Source organism: Aquabacterium sp., assembly GCF_036279655.1.
Taxonomy (GTDB): Bacteria; Pseudomonadota; Gammaproteobacteria; order Burkholderiales; family Burkholderiaceae_C; genus Aquabacterium.
Genome location: NZ_DASUIT010000075.1, coordinates 29529 through 47404 on the forward strand (window position 1 = coordinate 29529; position 17876 = coordinate 47404).

The window sequence follows — 17876 nt, forward strand, 5'->3', positions numbered from 1 at the left end:
CCACACGATGATCCGCACGGACGCCGTCGTGATCGGGGCGGGCCCCGTGGGCCTGTTCCAGGTGTTCCAGCTGGGCCTGCTGGGCCTGAGCGCCGAGCTCATCGACGTCCTGCCGGAGGCCGGCGGTCAATGTGTGGCGCTCTACCCGGACAAGCCCATCTACGACATCCCGGGGGTGCCTCGCTGCACGGGGCGTGAGCTGACCCAGCTGCTGCTGGCCCAGTGCCAGCCTTTCCTGCCCCCGGATCACGGCACCGGCCGCCCTCGCAACCTGCACCTGGGCCAGCAGGTGACCCACCTCGAGGTGGACCGCAGCCAGCCCGAGGCACCGATCTTCCAGTTGCACACCAGCACCGGCGAGCACTTTGAAGCGCGCGCGGTGTTCATTGCCGCGGGCGCTGGCGCCTTTGTGCCGCGCAGTCTGCCCATTCCTGGCCTGGACAAGGACGCGCAGCCCGTCAACCTGCACTACCACCTGCCGGCTGATGGCCTGCCCGCGCCCTGGGCCGGTCAGCACCTGGTGGTGGCCGGCGGGGGGGATGAGGCGCTGCAAAGCGTGCTCGATGTGCTCGCAGCCCCGCCCGAACAGCGCCCCATCCGCCTGAGCCTGCTGCACCGGCGCGACCAGTTCCAGGCCGACGCTGAGCTGGACCGTCAGGTTCGCGCGTGCATCGCCCAAGGCCAGATCGATCTGGTGCTGGGCATGCCCCAGGGCGCCGACCTGAGCGACACACAGCGCCTGAGCTGCCTGCACCTGCTGGGCGCAGACGGACAGGCGCGCACCTTGCCTCTGGACCACCTGCTGGTGCGCCAGGGCCTGAGCCCCAAGCTGGGGCCCCTGAGCAACTGGGGCCTGGCCCTGGAGCGCAAACAGATCGCGGTGGACACCGTCGCGTATGCCAGCTCGATCCCGGGGATCCATGCCGTGGGCGACATCAACACCTATCCGGGCAAGAAACGCCTGCTGCTGTGCGGCTTCCATGAGGCCACGATGGCGGCCCACGCCGCCGCCACGCGCCTGCGCCCCCTTGATCCACCGCAACTGCTCTACACCACCACGAGCCACGTGCTGCACCAGCGGCTGGGCATCACTCAGGGATGACCTAAACTACAGGCCTTGCTAGGGGTGCCACACCGACCGCACATCGGACGTGGCTGAGAGAGTCCCTTCGAACCTGACCGAGGTCATCCTCGCGTAGGAAAGCATGGCCTGACGCCATCCATGAATCCTCAGCCTGCAGGGCTGGGCGACTGCGGTCGCATGGAGATCTGACAGCCTGCCGCCCCGCGGCGACGACCTTGCCCCGCCGTCCGTGCAGGAGTCGTCCACCATGCGCTGTTCATCCGCTTCGCTTCATCACATCACCCCGGTGGCCCTGGCCACCACCACCCTGCTGAGTGCCTTCACGCTCTCGTCGCCCGCCTGGGCCGAGGACAGCAGCACCGCCAGCCTGCCTGCGGTATCGGTCAAGGCCTCACCGGCGCGCGAGCCCCGCGCCAGCATCGCCGGCCTGGGGGATCTGCCCGCCTGGCAGACGCCGGTTCAAGCCCTGAGCCTCAAACCGGATGCCCTGGCCAACGCGCAGGTACAACGTCTGGCCGATGTGATCAAGCTCGACGCCAGCACCAGCGACGCCTACAACACCGCGGGCTACTGGGACTCTTTCACCATGCGTGGCTTCGTGCTGGACAACACCAGCAACTTCCGCCGCGAGGGTCTGCCCATCAATGCCGAAACCCGCATCGCCCTGGACAACAAGGCCAGTGTCGAGTTGCTCAAGGGCACCAGTGGCCTTCAGGCCGGCATCAGCGCCCCTGGCGGACTGGTCCATCTGCTGGTCAAACGACCCGAGGGGCGTGTGCGTCAGGCTGAACTGGCTTACACGGGTGGCAACAGCGTCAAGGCCGCCGTGGACCTGAGCGACCGCTTTGGTGCATCGCAGAGCATGGGCCTGCGCATCAATGCCGCCACAGAACGCCTGGATCCGGGCACCCAGGCCACCGGCGGCCAGCGCCACCTGCTGGCCCTGGCCACGGACTGGCGCATCGCGCCAGGCAGCACCCTGGAGGCCGAGTTCGAGCACAGCCGCCACCGCCAACCCAGCATGCCGGGCTTCAGCGCCACCGGAAACACCCTGCCCTCCGCCGATGCCATCGACCCCGACACCAACCTGAACCAGCAGCCCTGGAGCCAGCCGGTCGACATGCGCGGCAACACCGGCACCCTGCGCTGGCGCCAGACCTGGAGCCCGGCCTGGGCTTCGACCGTGACCTATGGTGAGCAGCACCTGCGCACAGACGACCACGCGGCCTTCCCTTTTGGTTGCTCGATGGAGATTTACGACCGCTTTTGCCCGGACGGCAGCTTCGCCATGTATGACTTCCGCTCCGATGGAGAAAAACGCATCACCCGTGCCTTGAATGCACAACTCAACGGCCAGGTGACGTTGGGCAGCACTCGCCACGATCTGACCTTGGGCGTGCTGCGGGCCCTCCACCGCACAGACCTGTCGACCCAGGCCTTCAACCCGCTGACGGGCCTCGGCAACATCGCCACACCCACGCTGGAATTCGCCCCCAACCCTGACCTGACCTACCCCGTGGCCGACCGCCATGAGCGCTCCACGGAATGGCTGCTGCAAGACGCCATCACCTTGGACGAACAATGGCGCGTGTGGGCTGGTGTGCGCCACACCACGCTGGCGCGCCGCAGCATCCCCACCGATGGCAGCCCCAGCACGAAGCGCCGTGAATCGATCACCACGCCCTGGGTGTCCGTGGGTTACACAGTCGAGCCACGCACCCAGATGTACATCAGCTGGGGTGAAGGTGCCGAGATCAAGACCGCTCCGCAGTTCTATGTCGACAATCCGCTGGAGATCATGCCCGCCGCCAAGAGCCGTCAGTTGGAGATCGGCGTCAAAGGCCAGGGTGAAGGCCAACAATGGGGCTTCAACTGGTTCCGCATCCAGCGTCCCGAGTTCGAGAGCGTCGATGCCCTGTACCAACGTGATGGCGGCTCGGTGCACCGCGGCCTGGAAGGCTACTGGCAGGCACAGTATGGCCAACTCGGCGTGAACGCCTCGGCCATGATCCTGGATGCCGAACGTGAAGGCAGCGCCGTGGTGGCCACTGGCAAGACCCCGGTCAATGTGCCCAACATCGCCCTGAAGCTGTCGACCAGCTACAAGGTGTCGCAAGACGTGACCGGCACCCTGCCCTTCGTGCTGCAGGCCGATCTGGTGCACGAGGGCCGCCGCTGGGTGGACAAGGCCAACACCTTGCGCCTGCCCGCGTGGACCCGTGTGGATGTGGGCGTGCGCGCGACGCAACAAACCCAGGGGGTGGACCTCACCTGGCGTCTGGGCGTGAGCAATCTGTTCGACAAGCGCGCCTGGCGTGAAGCACCCAACAACTTCGGGCACATCTGGCTGTTCCCCATGGAGGCGCGCAAGCTCACGGCATCGGCGCAGATCGACTTCTGAGTGCAGGCACCGCGAGGTGTTTGTGCGCGATGTGGCATAGCCTCAACAGGCTCACAAAAATCGCAGCGATTTGCGTGAATTCAAAAAACAATGCTATAGTCACGTTCTCGATTGATCGCTGCAACGCAAAACGAAACAGCGAAACATCTGATCCCCGATAGCTCAGTCGGTAGAGCGCCGGACTGTTAATCCGTAGGTCCCTGGTTCGAGCCCAGGTCGGGGAGCCAAAATAAGCAAAGCCTCGCACGAAAGTGCGGGGCTTTTTGCTTTGTGCGCACTCATGGCCAAGCCATCAAGCCACAACGCGATTCCTGCCTGCCGATTTAGCCTGGTAGAGATGTTCATCGGCACGAACGAGCAAACGGTCCAGATCGTCTTGCGAATCCGTCTGGCTGGCCACGCCGACGGACACCGTGACGGACAGACGTTCGTCCCCATGCGTCACGCGCATGGCCGCCAGGGCCTCGCGCATGCGATTGGCCACCTCGCGGGCCGCGTTCAGATCGGTCTCGGGCAGCAGCGCGGCAAACTCCTCTCCGCCCATGCGTGCGAACAGATCGTGCGAACGCAGATGCTTGACGCACGCCTCGGCCACGCCCTTGAGGACTAGGTCCCCTGCATGGTGGCCGTGGCTGTCGTTGACCTTCTTGAAGTGGTCGATGTCCAGCATCAGCACAGACACGGGCTTGCCGCTGCGCTGTGCACGGGCCAGTTCGCGGGCACCGTGGTCATAGAAATCACGTCGGTTGGAGACACCGGTCATGGGGTCGGTGCGCGCCTGGCTTTGCAGCTCCAGCTCCAGACGATGACGTTCGGTGATGTCGGTCACGGTGGTGCGGCTGGACACCACCTCACCCGCCTCGTTTCTGACCGCACTGGCATTGAGCGAGACCGGTAGCGCGCTGCCATCCCTGCGCCGCAGCATGATCTGCAGATCGGCGAGCTCCACGCCCCGCATGAAGTCCTGGAAACGCTCCAGGAACAAGGCCCGGGTCTCGGGCAAGACCAGATCGGCGTAGTGCATCTGGCCCACCACTTCGTTCGCCTGGTAGCCCAGCCAGCTCAGCTCCGTTCGGTTCATCCGCACCACCCGCCCGTCGGCGTCCAGCGAGTGGTAGCCACACGGGGCGTTGTCGTAGAGGTCCTGCAACTCCTGAGTGTAGGCATCCCTGTGGGCGCGCAAGGCGGCACGCTGCGCCTGCTGCACGGCCTGGGCCCAGGCAGCCACCCCCAAGGCCAGCAGCATCAAGGCCACCGCCACCTGACCTGAGGTCTGATGCAGGAAGGAATCCATCTGCCACACCCGCTCGGGCACAAAGACCACCAGCTTCCACTGCGGGCCATGGGAATCAGGCGAGGCCTGCAACCACGCACTGGCCGATGCCACCGACGCCTTGATGGTGCTGAACAGGTAGACCCCATCGACATCGCGCACCTGCCCGCTGTCCTGGGCGGTGATGGTGGACGCCACCCGGGGATACAAGCGTGACAACTGATGCTCGGGGTGACCCAGCATCCAGCCCCACTCCTTGTCTCGATCGGGATGTGACAGGAACTGGCCCTGCGCATTGACCAGCATGCCCACGCTCTCTCCTGCGTGAATCACCAGTTCACGAAACCCCTTGAGCATCTTTTCGGCCTGGTAGTTGACCACCAGCACGCCGAGCGGGCGCCCGGAGGCATCGCGCACCAGGGCCGCCACGCGGATCATGGGCAGCAAGGGGCGCTCGACCTGCCCGTGCTCGATGTTCAGGTCGAGCGGCGAGAGATAGATCTCCCCGGCATCCAGCCTCAGAGCCTCTTTGAAGTAGTAGCGATCTGCCTTGTTCTGCAGCTCGGCGCCAGGCACGATGCGCACCCGCCCACCGCGGAAATTGACGCGCACGCGCTCCTGTCCGGTCATGTCCAGCAGACGGACCTGATCGTAGCGTTGGTAGGTCTGCGCAAAATGGACGAACTGCTCCTCGACGATCCCCCGGATGTCTGCCTGCCCCAACAACAGATAGTCACGCACGCGAGGCAAGCCAGCCAGCACGCGCGTGTTGTTGCCGATCTCCTGCAACTCCGCCTGGACCAGGCGGTCCGTCATTTCAAGGTGGCCGTGCTCTCGGGCCAGCACCGCCTGCTCCAGCCCGCGACAGTACTGGCGATAGATGGGCCAGGCCACCACCATGACCAGAGCCACCGCCAGCAGCCAGTACATCAGGGCCTTGCGGAAAATTTTGAGCAAACCGGATACTCCACTATGCTGTTTCTTCGGACGACGTTCCTGGCACGCACCAGTAATATATTCGCCAGAGGACCACAAATGCTCATGTCGCCCAAGAATCACACCACATGACACGCTCCAGCACTGTCCTGCCTGAGAAGGCGCACGTGCTGTTTGTTCACGGCATGGGGCGTTCCCCACTGTCGGGCTGGCCCACCCTGCTCCGGCTGCGGCGTCAGGGCTGGCACACGCACACCTTCGGCTACTTCGTCTGCGCACAGTCCTTCGAGGCCATCCGCGATCGCCTGGTGCAAAGGCTGGTGGCGCTGTGCGCTCAGGGCGACTGCATCGTCATCGGGCACTCGCTGGGCGGCGTGCTGTTGCGCAGCGCCTTGGCTCACCTGCCCGAGGGCACCCGGCTGCCGCGTCACCTCTTCCTTCTGGGCTCCCCCATGCGTCCCGCACGGATGGCGCAGGCGCTGGGGCATCTGCTGCCTTTTCGATGGGCCACAGGTGACTGCGGGCGCCTGCTGGCCAGCCCCGAGCGCATGGCTGGCGTACCGCCACCCGCCATCGCCTGCACCCATGTGATCGGTACGCTGGGCTGGCGCGGCCGCTGGAGCCCCTTCGGCATGGAGCCCAACGATGGCGTGGTGGCCTTGTCAGAGGCCTGCGGCGGCGGTGTCGAGCGCGAGATCCTGCGCCCCATCGTCCACACCTGGCTCCCCAGCCATCCAGACATCGCCCAGATCATCACTCGACACATTCGGCCCAGGGTGTCAGACTCTGAATGAGTTGCTTGCATACCCCCACCAGTATGAATATACTGTGGGGAGTATTCAGCCATCTGGAGATGCCACCATGCTCAACGCCTTCACTGGAATGCACCTCGTGCGCCCGGTCACTGCCCTCATGCTGGCTGGGAGCCTGGCCCTGAGCGCCACGGCGGCCGCCATTGTGGTGCCCACCATCGTGGTACAGCCAGGGGTATCGGCCGGCACCCATCAGATCGAAGGCACGGTCGAGCCCATCCGGCAGGCCACCGTGGCGGCACAAACCCCGGGCACCCTGCTCAGTTTCACCGTCAAGGCGGGTGACAGCGTTCGGGCGGGACAGGTGCTGGCCCAGGTCGATGCCCGACAGGCGCAGGCCTCCCTGGCCCAGAGCGATGCCTCGATGGCCCAGGCGCAGGCTCTGGCGCACAACGCCCGGCTGCAACTGGATCGCACACGCGAGCTCAGCGCCAAAGGCTTCGTGAGCAGCGCCGCGCTGGACTCGGCCCAGGCGCAGTGGCGCGCAGCCCAGGCTGGCTTGCAGGCGGCCCAGGCCGGTCAACAGCAGGCGGCCCTGCAGCGCGGCTTCACCCAGGTCACAGCCCCGTTTGATGGGATCGTGCTGGCCACCCATGTCAATGTGGGCGATCTGGCCGCTCCGGGGCGCGCCTTGCTGACCGTCTACGCACCGGGCGCCTTGCGCGTGGTCGTACAGGTGCCGGCCTCTCAGGCGGATGCCGCCCGCACGGCCCGCCGCATCAGCGTGCGAACCACCCACGGCACCGACAGCATCACTCCCATCAAGAGCACCTTGCTGCCCGTGACCGACATGGTGGCTCAGACCGTCGAATGGCGCCTGGACTTGCCCCCCCAGGTGCAGGCCGCCTGGCGACCCGGCCAGAGTGTTCAGGTGCAATTTGACGGCGACACCACGGCTTCCTCCCCGCCAGGGGGGCACAGCCTGCGCCTGCCCGCCTCGGCCATCCTGCGGCGCGGCGAATTGACTGGCGTGTATGTGGTGCGCCAGGGGCAGTTCACACTCCAGGCCGTGCGGACACGCTCGGCCGCGCAAAACGCCGAGGTCGAAGTGCTCACCGGGCTGAAGGCCGGTGACACGGTGGCCCTGGATGCCGTCCGCGCCGGGCTGGCTGGCGCGCAAGCCAAGGGGCGATGATGGAACACACCCAGCCCATGGGCATCGCCGGTCGGCTGGCCGCCGCCTTCCAGCACAACGCCCTGACACCGCTGCTGGCCATCGTGGCCATGCTGCTGGGCCTGTTCGCCGTGCTGGTCACCCCGCGCGAGGAAGAGCCCCAGATCAATGTCACGATGGCCAATGTGATGATCCCCCTCCCTGGGGCGTCGAGCGACGATGTGCACAACATGGTCGCCCGCCCGGCGGAGCAGGTGCTCTCGCAGATCGCCGACATCGAGCACACCTACTCGGTGGCGCGGCCCGGCATGGCCGTGCTGACAGTGCAGTTCAAGGTCGGCGTGCCCCGCACCGACGCCCTGGTGCGCCTGTACGACGTGCTCAATGCCAACCAGGACTGGCTGCCCAGCCAACTGGGCGCCCTGCCCCCCATCGTCAAGCCCAAGGGCATCGACGATGTGCCGGTGCTGGGTGTCACGCTCTGGAGCCGCGACGCCCAGTCGGCGCTGGCCCTGGAGCGGGTGGCGCGCACGCTGGAAGGCGACATCAAGCGCGTGCCCGGCACCCGGGAGGTGCAGACCATCGGCGGCCCCGGACAGGCCGTGATGGTCGAGATCGATCCCTCACGCCTGCGCTCGCGCGGCGTCGACATCGCCCGCCTGCGTCAGACCATCGCGGCGGCCAACCTGGGCATGCCCTCGGGCAGCGTGCTGGAGCCTGCGGCCTCCGGTGGCAGCCAGTTGCTGTCGGTCGAAACGGGCGAGTTCCTGCGCTCGGCGGACGACGTTGCCCAGATCGTGGTCGGCGTGAACAACGGCAAGCCCGTCTACCTGCGTGAAGTGGCCCGCATCGAAGCGGGCGCCCAGCAGGCCCAGCGCCATGTGTGGTTCACCCCGGGGGCGGCTGTGAATGCGTCGCCAAACGCCAGTGCGCCGCAGGCCTCCGGGGGGGCCTACCCCGCCGTGACCCTGACCGTCACCAAAAAGCCCGGACAGAACGCCGTGGATGTGTCCACGGCCGTGCGCGCCCGGCTGGAAGAGCTGCGCAACACCGTGCTGCCCGATGGAGTGGAGATGACCATCACGCGGGACTATGGCGAAACCGCCGCCGACAAGGCCAACAAGCTGATCCAGAAGCTGGCCTTTGCCACGGGCTCCGTGATCCTGCTGGTGGGTCTGGCCCTGGGCCGCCGCGAGGCGATGATTGTGGGCGCGGCCGTGATCCTCACGCTCACTGCCACCTTGTTTGCCTCCTGGGCCTGGGGCTTCACGCTCAACCGGGTGTCGCTGTTTGCCCTGATCTTCTCCATCGGCATCCTGGTGGACGACGCCATCGTGGTGGTCGAGAACATCCACCGCCATCAGCAGCTCTTTCCGGGCAAGCCGCTGCGCGAGATCATCCCCGAGGCGGTCGATGAGGTCGGAGGCCCGACCATCCTGGCCACCCTGACCGTGATCGCGGCGCTGCTGCCCATGGCCTTTGTCAGCGGCCTGATGGGGCCCTATATGAGCCCCATCCCCATCAACTCCAGCCTGGGCATGGCCATCTCGCTGGCCATCGCCTTCACGGTCACCCCGTGGCTGGCGCTCAAGCTGATGAAGGCCCACACCGGCGGGCATGGCGGCAGCGAGCATGCGCCCGCCGCACCCACCGGCCTGGCCGGGCAACTGCAGCGCCTGTTCCAGCGGGTGCTCATGCCCTTGCTCGTGAGCCGCCGCAAGCGCTGGGCCATGGGCCTGGGCATCATCGCGGCCGTGGCCGTGTCGGTCGGCCTGGCCACGGTGCCCTCGTCCATGGTGGGCGTGGTGCTCAAGATGCTGCCCTTCGACAACAAGAGCGAGTTCCAGGTGGTGGTGGACATGCCCGCAGGCACGGCCCTGGAAGACACCGAGGCCGCGCTGCAGGACCTGGGTGCCTACCTGGCCACCCAGAAGGAGGTGCTCAATGTGCAGGGCTATGCCGGCACGGCCGGGCCCATCACCTTCAATGGCCTGGTGCGCCAGTACTACCTGCGCGCCGACGCCGAGCAAGGCGAGCTGCAAGTCAACCTGGTGGACAAGAAGCACCGCCACGAGCAGAGCCACCCCATTGCGCAGCGCCTGCGCCCCGCCCTGGAGAAGATCGCCGCACGCCATGGCGCGCGCGTCAAGGTGGTCGAGGTGCCCCCGGGCCCGCCCGTGATGTCGCCCCTGGTGGCCGAGATCTACGGCCCCGACCAGGCGGGCCGCGCCGCCCTGGCCCAGCGCGTGGCCCAGGCCTTCAAGGACACGCCCGACATCGTCGGCGTGGACACCAACCTCAAGGAGGACGCCCCCCGCGTGTTCCTGCGCGTGCAGCGTCAGCGTGCCGAGTCCCTGGGCATCCCGGTGGCCCTGGTTGCGCAGACGGTGCAGGCTGCCTTGTCCGGCACAGACGCCGCCTACCTGCACGATGGTCAGTCCAAGATCGCCGTGCCCGTGCGCCTGCAACTGCCGCGCGAGGCCCAGATCGGCCTGGACGCACTGCTGGCCCTGCCCCTGCGCGCGGCCAACGGGCAACTGGTGCCCTTGTCCGAGCTGGTGCGCGTGGAGCGTGGCGTGGTCGACAAGCCCTTGTTCAGCAAGGACCTGCTGCCTGTCAGCTATGTCTTTGGTGACATGGCGGGCCAGCTGGATTCACCCCTGTATGGCCTCTTTGCCATCCGCGACAAGCTGCCCCAGGCCGCCCTGCCGGGCACCGGCGAGATCGACGAGTTCTGGATCCGCCAGCCCAGCGATCCCTACCGGGCCTACGCCCTCAAATGGGATGGCGAATGGCAGATCACCTACGAGACCTTCCGCGACATGGGCGCCGCCTATGGCGTGGGCCTGATCCTGATCTACCTGCTGGTGGTGGCGCAGTTCAAGTCCTACCGCACGCCGCTGATCATCATGGCGCCGATCCCGCTGACCATCATCGGCGTGATGCCAGGCCACGCCCTGCTGGGCGCCCAGTTCACCGCCACCTCCATGATCGGCATGATCGCCCTGGCCGGCATCATCGTGCGCAACTCCATCTTGCTGGTCGACTTCATCGAGCTGCAGGTGGCTCAGGGCCTGGCCTTCAAGGACGCCGTGGTGCAGTCAGCCGCCGTGCGCGCCATGCCCATCGCCCTGACCGGCATCGCCGCCATGGTGGGCGCCTTCTTCATCCTCGATGACCCCATCTTCAATGGCCTGGCCATCTCGCTGATCTTCGGCATCCTGGTGTCGACGCTGCTGACCCTGGTGGTGATCCCGGTGCTGTATTACGCCGCCTACCGCCGCCGCTTCGAACCCGCCCACTGATCCACATCCCCCCGCTTGGAAAGGACACTACCATGACCGTTGAACGCATGATCCGAATCATCGCCGGCCTGTTCATCATGATCTCCCTCGCCCTGGGCGTGGAGGGCAGCCCGCTGTTTGTCTCGAAGTGGGCCCTGGCCTTCACGGCCTTCGTGGGGGCCAATCTGTTCCAGTTCGGCTTCACCAACTTTTGCCCGCTGGCCATGATCCTGCGCAAGCTGGGCTTCAAGGACGGTGCGGCTTGCTGCGCCTGATCAGACGCGCTCACCTCAAGGAGTAGCAAAATGGGGTCTTCACGCGCCAAAGGGACGTCACCTTCCGACGATTGCAGTATGTCAGCACTGGACAACGAGAAAAGCCGAACCGATATCCTCAACCGCCTCAAGCGCGCAGAGGGCCAGTTGCGCGGCATCCAGCGCATGATCGAAGAAGGCGATGGCTGCTTGGACATTGCCACCCAGATGGCGGCGGTGCGCAAGGCCCTGGACAGCACCTCTGTGCGCATGACCATGTGCTTCATGGAGCAGCATCTGCAAGAGCGCCTCAGGTCGCCGGAAGGTGCCGTGCCCGAAATGAGCGAGATGCTGGGCGACATCGAGACGCTGCTGGGCAAGATTCGCTGATCACAGGCACTTGACTCCGCGTTAACCCTGTAGTCAAGTGCCTGGGTCAGGCGCATTATCTCGATATACCCATACGGGTACAGGTAAGGAGATGAGTCATGGCCCATATCGTGATCCTCGGCGCCGGCATCGGCGGCCTCCCCATGGCGTTCGAGATGAAAGAGAACGCCCGCCCTGAAGACACCATCACGGTGATCTCCAACACCCCCACCTTCCACTTCGTGCCCTCCAACCCCTGGGTGGCCGTGGACTGGCGTGACCGCGACGAGATCGAGCTGCCCATCGCCCCCATCCTGGAGAAAAAGGGCGTGGCCTTCATCCCGGTCGGCGCGCAGCGTGTGCACCCCGAGCGCAACGAGGTCGAACTGGCCGACGGCCGCCTGATCCGCTACGACTACCTGGTCATCGCCACCGGGCCCAAGCTGGCCTTTGATGAGATTGAGGGTCTGGGCCCGCAGGGGCACACGCAGTCGATCTGCCATGTTGAGCACGCAGAACATGCCAAGGATGCGTGGATGGACTTCGTGAAGGACCCGGGGCCCATCGTGGTCGGCGCGGTCCAGGGCGCATCGTGCTTCGGCCCGGCATATGAATACGCCATGATCATGGAGACCGACCTGCGTCGCCGCAAGATCCGCGACAAGGTGCCCATGACCTTCGTGACCTCGGAGCCCTACATCGGCCACCTGGGCCTCAACGGCGTGGGTGATTCCAAGGGCCTGATGGAATCCATTTTCCGTGACAAGGCCGTGCGCTGGATCTGCAATGCCAAGGTCACCAAGGTCGAAGCCGGCCTCATGCACGTGCTGGAGCACGATGACGAGGGGAAAGCCAAGAAGGAGCACACCCTGCCCTTCAAGTACTCGATGATGCTGCCCGCCTTCAAGGGCGTGGACGCCGTGTTGGGCATCGATGGCCTGGTCAACCCTCGGGGTTTTGTCCTCATCGACGAGCACCAGCGCAACCCGCGCTATCCCAATGTGTTTGGCATCGGCGTGTGTGTGGCCATCGCACCGACCGAACCCACACCGGTGCCCACGGGCGTGCCCAAGACGGGCTACATGATCGAGTCCATGGTCACGGCCACGGCTCACAACATCCGGGCCCTGCTTGATGGCAAGCCCCCGACGGAAAAGGCCACCTGGAACGCCGTCTGCCTGGCCGATTTCGGTGACCGGGGCGCAGCCTTCGTGGCCATCCCTCAGATCGCCCCGCGCAACGTCAACTGGTTTGCCGAGGGCTACTGGGTGCACCTGGCCAAGATCGCCTTCGAGCGCTACTTCCTGCGCAAGATGAAGAAGGGCACCTCCGAACCCATCTACGAAAAAATCGTGATGAAGGCCATGGGCATCATGAAGCTCAAGGACCACTGAGGGTGATGCGATACCATTCTTGATGGATTCAATGCCTCTGCTCTTCCTGGCGATGTGCTGGCTGCTGTTTGGCGCTTCGCACAGCCTGCTGGCGGGCCACACCCTGGAGCGACTGTTCGGGCAGCGCTCCCGCCTGGCCTTCAACCTCATCGCCCTGGTGTCGGTGGCGCTGCCCATCAGCATCTGGCTCTACCTGCCCGCTCAGCCTCTGTGGTCGGAGCCACCGGCCTGGCGCTGGGTACACCATGGCGTGAGCCTGCTGGCGGGTCTGGGTTTCGTGCACACCCTCCGGTACTACTCATTGCCCGGCTTTTTGGGCCTGCGCGCAGAGACCTGGCCCCTGACCTTCAGCCCCTGGCATCGCTGGGTGCGTCACCCCTGGTATTTTCTGATGCTGGTGGCCATCTGGGCGCAGCCCATGACGGACACCTGGCTGGTCTCGGCCTTGTGCATCACGGCTTACCTGATCATCGGCAGCCGCATTGAGGAGCAGCGCATCCTGCGCTACCACCCTGGGGCCTACGCGGCCTATCGTCGCCTGGTGCCTGGCCTGCTGCCCTGGAAGGGCTGCGCCCTGGACAACACCACCCGGCGCCAACTGGAGACGCAAGCCGCTCGTGAGTCTGATCCAGCTCTGACTTGACCTGACGGTTTGACAAGACGCTCATCCCCGGCGCAGTATCAAAAAGCGGCCTACATGCCGACAACGACTGCACACCAGGAGAAGCACATGATCAGCAAACGACTTTGGACCTGCCTGCTCACAGGCGGCTTATCCACCTTGATGTCTATGACCTGGCCGCTCGCTCAGGCTGCGGAGCCACCCGCAGCCTGGGGCACGGCCGACGTTCGCCAGTTGATGAGCGATCAGGAATGGACACGTTTTCGCGCTCAGATGTGGGCCGCCAAAACGGACGACGAGCGCAACCGCCTGCGCGTCGAGCACCATGAAGAGATGAAAAAGCGCGCCCAGGCCAAGGGCATGAGCATTCCGGACCAACCACCCCCTATGGGCATGGGGCCGGGCATGGGCGCCGGGCCTCGCATGCAACCGCCCTGTGCGGCATCGGCCGCCCCTTGCGGGCAGCGTCACCCCATGAAGCGTCGCAAGGGCGGCATGGGTGGCAAGGGTGGCATGCCTGCATCCGCCCCCAAACCCTGATGCCAGCGCCATGAACAAGGGCCCCATGCTGGGGCCCTTGGCGCTCAGATCAGGTGGTGCTCAGGGCATCACTTGGTCTTGCAGGTCGACAGCCCGAAGGGCAGATAGGCCGGACACCAACCCGACAGGCCCGTGGCCAGCGGCACCACACCGATCCAGCCCCACACGCCGACCACACCGGTGGCTGCCAACGCGATCAAGGCCACGCCAGCGCCAATGCGCGCCATGCGATCCACACCACCAACATTTGCTTTCATGCTTCTCTCCTGATCAACACACTGGGGGAAAGGCCCCCACACCTGTTCAAACACATGACAGGGCCGTCCAGGCCTGCTGCGCGCTCATGAAGCAGCGCCCCTCAAAACGGCGCGCCAGATCACCTGCCTGCAAACGGTCCATGACCGGCCCCTTGATCTCAGCCAGATACAAGGTCTTGCCCTGATCCTTCAACGCCTGATCGAGCTCCAGCAGGGACTGCATCGCCGTGTGGTCGATGTGGTTGACCGCAGACAGCAAGAGCACCACAAGGCGGCTGCTCGTTTGCCCATGGATCAACTCGCACAGACGCTGCTCCACCCGCTGAATGTTGGTGAAATCCAGGCTCTCATCGACCCGCACCATCAGCACCCCCGGCAAACACTCCACCTGATGCCGCGCCATGTTGCGGAAATGCTCGGTGCCCGGCACGCGCCCCACCGCCGCCATGTGCGGCTGACTGTGCCGCCAGATCATGGCGCCCATCGACCAGGCCATGCCCAGCATGATGCCCGCCTCGAAACCGATCAGCAAGACTCCGACGGCCGTACTCAGGAACGACCAGGCCTCGGCTCGGTCATAGCGCCATGCCGATCGCAAGGCCTGCCATTCGATCAAGCCTGCGACGGCCATGATGATCACGGCGGCCAGTGCGGCCTTGGGCAAATACGCCAGCACGGGCATCATGGTCAGCAACAGCAGCCCCAGCAGGACGGCGGTCACGATACCGGCCAGCGGGCTGCGGGCCCCTGCGGCCTCGTTGACGACAGATCGCGAGAGGCCGCCGGCCACCGGCATGCCGCCCAATACGGCGCCACCCACATTGGCCAGCCCCAAGCCCAGCAGTTCACGGTCGGCATCAATGCGCTCACCGCGCTTGAGCGCAAAAGCCTGCGCCACCGAAACGCTGCTGACAAAACTCACCAGGCCAATCAAGAGCACGGGCATGACCAGGCCCCGCAGATCATCGCGGCCCAGGCTGGCCAGCGTGGACCAGGTGGCGCCCGCCACCGCATCGCCCCTCCCCACCGAACCCACCAGTGCAGGATGCAGATCGGTCTGAGCACCCATCCAGGAGGCTACGAGCGTTGCCAGCACCAGCACCACCAGAGGCCACAAACGCGAAGCGATCTGCACCCCCGCCACAGGCCAATGGCTCAGACGTCCCAGGGCCGACACCATGCGCGGCCCCACCCCGAGCGCCAGCAAGGCCCCCAGGCCCATCAAGGCATCGCCGGCCTGCACATCAGACGGGGTGCTCACCTGCTTCCATGCGGACCAGAGCATCTCCGGCACGGTGTAGCCCAAGGAGGGCCAGCCCATCAAGGGGGCCACCTGCCCGGCAAAAATCAGGATGGCCGAGGCCACGGTAAAACCTTGCACCACGGGGCGACTGAGCAATTGCGACAGAAAGCCCAGACGCAACACCCCCATCAGCAGCATCAACAGACCCGAGCCCAGCGCCAGGCACCAGGCCATGGCCTGATAGGTCAAGGACCCTGGCGTGGCCAGGGGGGCCAGTGACTGCGCCACCATCAGCGACGTGATCGCCGCCGGCCCCACCGACAAGGACCCACTGCTGCCGAACACGGCATAGGCCAGCAAAGGCAACAAACTGGCAAAAAGCCCCACCTGAGGCGGCAAGCCGGCCAGCATGGCGTAGGCCAGGCTTTGGGGCACCAGCATGACCGCGACCACCAGGCCGGCCGTGAGATCGCCCGTCAACCAGGCACGCTGCCATTGGCGCACCCAAGGCGGAGGGAAGGCCCATGGGGCTTGCCCTGCCGACCCGACACGCCGCCCTTCATTCACGAAGCGCACCCCACCTGGCCACCACATGCCTGGAACAAGGCGCTGGCCCGGCCACCCGAGCGGCAGAACGCAACCACCGGATGGGGCAGATCCGCGCATTGACGCTGGTATTCATCCACCTTCTCGGGACTGATCATCAGGCTGGCCACGGGAAAGTACACATAGCGCAGGCCCGCCGCCTCGGCCGCAGCCTGAATCTGGGCGCTGGTGGGCTGCCCCGGGCCACCCTCGCCATCGGGACGGTTGTTGATGATGCTGCGAAAGCCCTGGCGGGCCAGCACCGCCACATCGTTGACGGAGATCTGGCCACACACCGTGAACTCGGGGCACAGGGACGAGGTGGAAACACTCAGGGTCATCATCTTCTCCGGTAAAAAAGGGAATCATCCACAGGTGCCGCCCGGCAGGGCCGCGCCACATATACGGCTGTGAAGCACCTGCATCACGGCAGCGGCGTCGTCGCTGATGAGGCGGTAATAGATGTGCTTGCCCACCCGACGCGTGTCGACCAGGCCCTCCTGACGCAAGACACCCAACTGCTGGGACAGCGTCGGCTGACGGATGCCCAGGTCGGACTCCAGTTCACCGACGCAGAACTCGCCCTGCGCCAGCCGGCACAGCAGCACCAGACGGTCGGTGTGCGCCAGCACCTTGAGCAAAGCACAGGCCTTTTCAGCAGACGCCTGCAAGGCGACCACATCAGGGGGCGGCAAGCTCACGCGATCACAAGGAGGAGGCTGATCTTTCACTTTCATGATTAACATTATGTTGACAGATATATTGTTTGTCAATAAAGTGACATCACCTTCTTTGAACCCTGGCCCTCAACATCCAGCGAGTCCGGCGCATGAGCAACCCTGCCCCCTTGGTTGAATCCTTCTTCGACCCTGACACCTTCACGTGGACCCATGTGGTGTACGACCACGAGGGCGGACATGGCGCCATCGTCGACCCGGTGCTGGACTTCGATGCGGCCAGTGGACGCACCAGCCATGCCAGCGCGGATGCCGTGATCGAGCGGGTGCGCGCGCTGCGCCTGAGCATCGACTGGATCCTGGAGACCCACGCGCATGCCGACCACCTGTCTGCCGCCCCTTATCTCCAGGCGGCCCTGGGTGGACGTGTGGCCATCGGTGGTGCCATCCAGCGCGTGCAAACCGTTTTCAAAAAGCTCTTTCATCTGGAGCGTGATTTCGCCACCGACGGCTCTCAGTTCGACCACCTCTTTCGGCCAGGCGAGGTCTTCAGGATCGGCGATCTCCACGCCACGGCCATGCATGTGCCGGGGCACACCCCTGCCGACATGGCCTACGCCGTGGGAGATGCCGTGTTCGTAGGGGACACGCTGTTCATGCCCGATGTGGGCTCGGCCCGCTGCGACTTCCCCGGCGGTGATGCCCATCAGCTCTACCATTCGGCGCGCCAGTTGCTGGCCCTGCCTGAGCAGACCCGCCTGTTCATGTGCCACGACTACCCCCCGACCGACCGCGCCCCGGCAGCCATGTGCAGCGTGGGAGAACAGCGCCAGCACAACATCCATCTGCACGATGGCGTGAGCGAGGCCGAGTTCGTCGAGCGTCGACAAGCCAGAGATGCGACACTGGGCATGCCCCGGCTGATCCTGCCCTCCGTGCAGATCAACATTCGGGCCGGTCACTTGCCACCGCCAGAGAGCGATGGCCAGCGCTACCTCAAGCTGCCACTGAACGTCTTCTAAACTTTCACA

General features: G+C 65.5%; 16 protein-coding genes, 1 tRNA gene and 1 riboswitch. Of the genes, 12 read left to right on the forward strand and 5 right to left on the reverse strand.

The window, feature by feature from the left end; all coding sequences use genetic code 11:
- Positions 1-7 precede the first annotated feature (7 nt).
- The 3 genes from VFW84_RS09160 to VFW84_RS09170 all read left to right on the forward strand — a co-directional run bounded on the left by VFW84_RS09160 (position 8) and on the right by VFW84_RS09170 (position 3712).
- Positions 8-1102, forward strand: a complete 1095-nt coding sequence (locus VFW84_RS09160; protein WP_329680146.1) for an NAD(P)/FAD-dependent oxidoreductase — start codon at positions 8-10, stop codon at positions 1100-1102.
- Positions 1103-1112: 10 nt separating this feature from the next.
- Positions 1113-1219, forward strand: a riboswitch (TPP riboswitch).
- 112 nt (positions 1220-1331) lie between these two features.
- The gene (locus VFW84_RS09165; RefSeq protein WP_329680147.1) at positions 1332-3485 is read left to right on the forward strand and encodes a TonB-dependent siderophore receptor; all 2154 of its coding nucleotides are present in this window, start codon (positions 1332-1334) and stop codon (positions 3483-3485) included.
- A 151-nt stretch (positions 3486-3636) separates the two neighbouring features.
- Positions 3637-3712 (forward strand) — tRNA-Asn (locus VFW84_RS09170).
- A 65-nt stretch (positions 3713-3777) separates the two neighbouring features.
- Here VFW84_RS09170 and VFW84_RS09175 read toward each other — a convergent pair.
- Positions 3778-5715: a diguanylate cyclase gene (locus VFW84_RS09175; RefSeq protein ID WP_329680148.1), complete on the reverse strand. Its 1938-nt coding sequence runs from the start codon at positions 5713-5715 to the stop codon at positions 3778-3780.
- A gap of 107 nt (positions 5716-5822) precedes the next feature.
- On the opposite strand from VFW84_RS09175, the gene VFW84_RS09180 reads away from it, so the two are divergent.
- From VFW84_RS09180 to VFW84_RS09215, 8 genes are all read left to right on the forward strand, one after another.
- Positions 5823-6488 carry an esterase/lipase family protein gene (locus tag VFW84_RS09180; RefSeq protein WP_329680149.1) on the forward strand — a complete coding sequence of 222 codons (666 nt, stop codon included), beginning with the start codon at positions 5823-5825 and terminating at the stop codon, positions 6486-6488.
- A 67-nt stretch (positions 6489-6555) separates the two neighbouring features.
- Positions 6556-7641 (forward strand): efflux RND transporter periplasmic adaptor subunit, encoded by a 1086-nt coding sequence (locus tag VFW84_RS09185; RefSeq protein ID WP_329680150.1) that lies wholly within the window; start codon positions 6556-6558, stop codon positions 7639-7641.
- Positions 7641-10925 (forward strand): efflux RND transporter permease subunit, encoded by a 3285-nt coding sequence (locus tag VFW84_RS09190; protein ID WP_414638945.1) that lies wholly within the window; start codon positions 7641-7643, stop codon positions 10923-10925. The genes VFW84_RS09185 and VFW84_RS09190 overlap by 1 nt, the downstream gene beginning before the upstream one ends.
- A gap of 32 nt (positions 10926-10957) precedes the next feature.
- The gene (locus tag VFW84_RS09195) at positions 10958-11179 is read left to right on the forward strand and encodes a DUF2892 domain-containing protein (RefSeq protein WP_329680152.1); all 222 of its coding nucleotides are present in this window, start codon (positions 10958-10960) and stop codon (positions 11177-11179) included.
- Between the two features lie 78 nt (positions 11180-11257).
- Complete coding sequence (locus VFW84_RS09200; protein WP_329680153.1) at positions 11258-11548, forward strand: metal-sensing transcriptional repressor; 291 nt, start codon at positions 11258-11260, stop codon at positions 11546-11548.
- A gap of 98 nt (positions 11549-11646) precedes the next feature.
- Positions 11647-12921 (forward strand): NAD(P)/FAD-dependent oxidoreductase, encoded by a 1275-nt coding sequence (locus VFW84_RS09205; protein ID WP_329680154.1) that lies wholly within the window; start codon positions 11647-11649, stop codon positions 12919-12921.
- A 31-nt stretch (positions 12922-12952) separates the two neighbouring features.
- Positions 12953-13564, forward strand: a complete 612-nt coding sequence (locus VFW84_RS09210) for a hypothetical protein (protein ID WP_329680155.1) — start codon at positions 12953-12955, stop codon at positions 13562-13564.
- Positions 13565-13711: 147 nt separating this feature from the next.
- Positions 13712-14083 (forward strand): hypothetical protein, encoded by a 372-nt coding sequence (locus VFW84_RS09215; protein ID WP_329680156.1) that lies wholly within the window; start codon positions 13712-13714, stop codon positions 14081-14083.
- Positions 14084-14151: 68 nt separating this feature from the next.
- Here VFW84_RS09215 and VFW84_RS09220 read toward each other — a convergent pair whose 3' ends face one another.
- From VFW84_RS09220 to VFW84_RS09235, 4 genes are read right to left on the reverse strand one after another with little or no spacing between them, the layout of a single operon-like run.
- Entirely contained in the window at positions 14152-14340 is a 189-nt protein-coding gene (locus VFW84_RS09220; protein WP_329680157.1) for a DUF2892 domain-containing protein, read from the reverse strand.
- Between the two features lie 46 nt (positions 14341-14386).
- Positions 14387-16087 (reverse strand): SulP family inorganic anion transporter, encoded by a 1701-nt coding sequence (locus tag VFW84_RS09225; RefSeq protein WP_329680158.1) that lies wholly within the window; start codon positions 16085-16087, stop codon positions 14387-14389.
- Between the two features lie 59 nt (positions 16088-16146).
- Positions 16147-16512 (reverse strand): TIGR01244 family sulfur transferase, encoded by a 366-nt coding sequence (locus VFW84_RS09230; protein ID WP_329680159.1) that lies wholly within the window; start codon positions 16510-16512, stop codon positions 16147-16149.
- A gap of 21 nt (positions 16513-16533) precedes the next feature.
- The gene (locus VFW84_RS09235; protein WP_329680160.1) at positions 16534-16905 is read right to left on the reverse strand and encodes a metalloregulator ArsR/SmtB family transcription factor; all 372 of its coding nucleotides are present in this window, start codon (positions 16903-16905) and stop codon (positions 16534-16536) included.
- A 92-nt stretch (positions 16906-16997) separates the two neighbouring features.
- Between VFW84_RS09235 and VFW84_RS09240 the strand changes: the two genes are divergently transcribed.
- Positions 16998-17867 (forward strand): MBL fold metallo-hydrolase, encoded by an 870-nt coding sequence (locus VFW84_RS09240; RefSeq protein ID WP_329680161.1) that lies wholly within the window; start codon positions 16998-17000, stop codon positions 17865-17867.
- The last annotated feature ends 9 nt before the right edge of the window (positions 17868-17876 follow it).

Excerpts from the sequence above, each read along its gene's own strand:
- VFW84_RS09160 (WP_329680146.1), top strand. The coding sequence starts at position 8 with ATGATCCGCACGGACGCCGTCGTGATCGGGGCGGGCCCCGTGGGCCTG.
- VFW84_RS09165 (WP_329680147.1), top strand. The coding sequence starts at position 1,332 with ATGCGCTGTTCATCCGCTTCGCTTCATCACATCACCCCGGTGGCCCTG.
- VFW84_RS09180 (WP_329680149.1), top strand. The coding sequence starts at position 5,823 with ATGACACGCTCCAGCACTGTCCTGCCTGAGAAGGCGCACGTGCTGTTT.
- VFW84_RS09185 (WP_329680150.1), top strand. The coding sequence starts at position 6,556 with ATGCTCAACGCCTTCACTGGAATGCACCTCGTGCGCCCGGTCACTGCC.
- VFW84_RS09190 (WP_414638945.1), top strand. The coding sequence starts at position 7,641 with ATGGAACACACCCAGCCCATGGGCATCGCCGGTCGGCTGGCCGCCGCC.
- VFW84_RS09195 (WP_329680152.1), top strand. The coding sequence starts at position 10,958 with ATGACCGTTGAACGCATGATCCGAATCATCGCCGGCCTGTTCATCATG.
- VFW84_RS09200 (WP_329680153.1), top strand. The coding sequence starts at position 11,258 with ATGTCAGCACTGGACAACGAGAAAAGCCGAACCGATATCCTCAACCGC.
- VFW84_RS09205 (WP_329680154.1), top strand. The coding sequence starts at position 11,647 with ATGGCCCATATCGTGATCCTCGGCGCCGGCATCGGCGGCCTCCCCATG.
- VFW84_RS09210 (WP_329680155.1), top strand. The coding sequence starts at position 12,953 with ATGCCTCTGCTCTTCCTGGCGATGTGCTGGCTGCTGTTTGGCGCTTCG.
- VFW84_RS09215 (WP_329680156.1), top strand. The coding sequence starts at position 13,712 with ATGACCTGGCCGCTCGCTCAGGCTGCGGAGCCACCCGCAGCCTGGGGC.
- VFW84_RS09220 (WP_329680157.1), bottom strand. The coding sequence starts at position 14,340 with ATGAAAGCAAATGTTGGTGGTGTGGATCGCATGGCGCGCATTGGCGCT.
- VFW84_RS09230 (WP_329680159.1), bottom strand. The coding sequence starts at position 16,512 with ATGATGACCCTGAGTGTTTCCACCTCGTCCCTGTGCCCCGAGTTCACG.
- VFW84_RS09235 (WP_329680160.1), bottom strand. The coding sequence starts at position 16,905 with ATGAAAGTGAAAGATCAGCCTCCTCCTTGTGATCGCGTGAGCTTGCCG.
- VFW84_RS09240 (WP_329680161.1), top strand. The coding sequence starts at position 16,998 with ATGAGCAACCCTGCCCCCTTGGTTGAATCCTTCTTCGACCCTGACACC.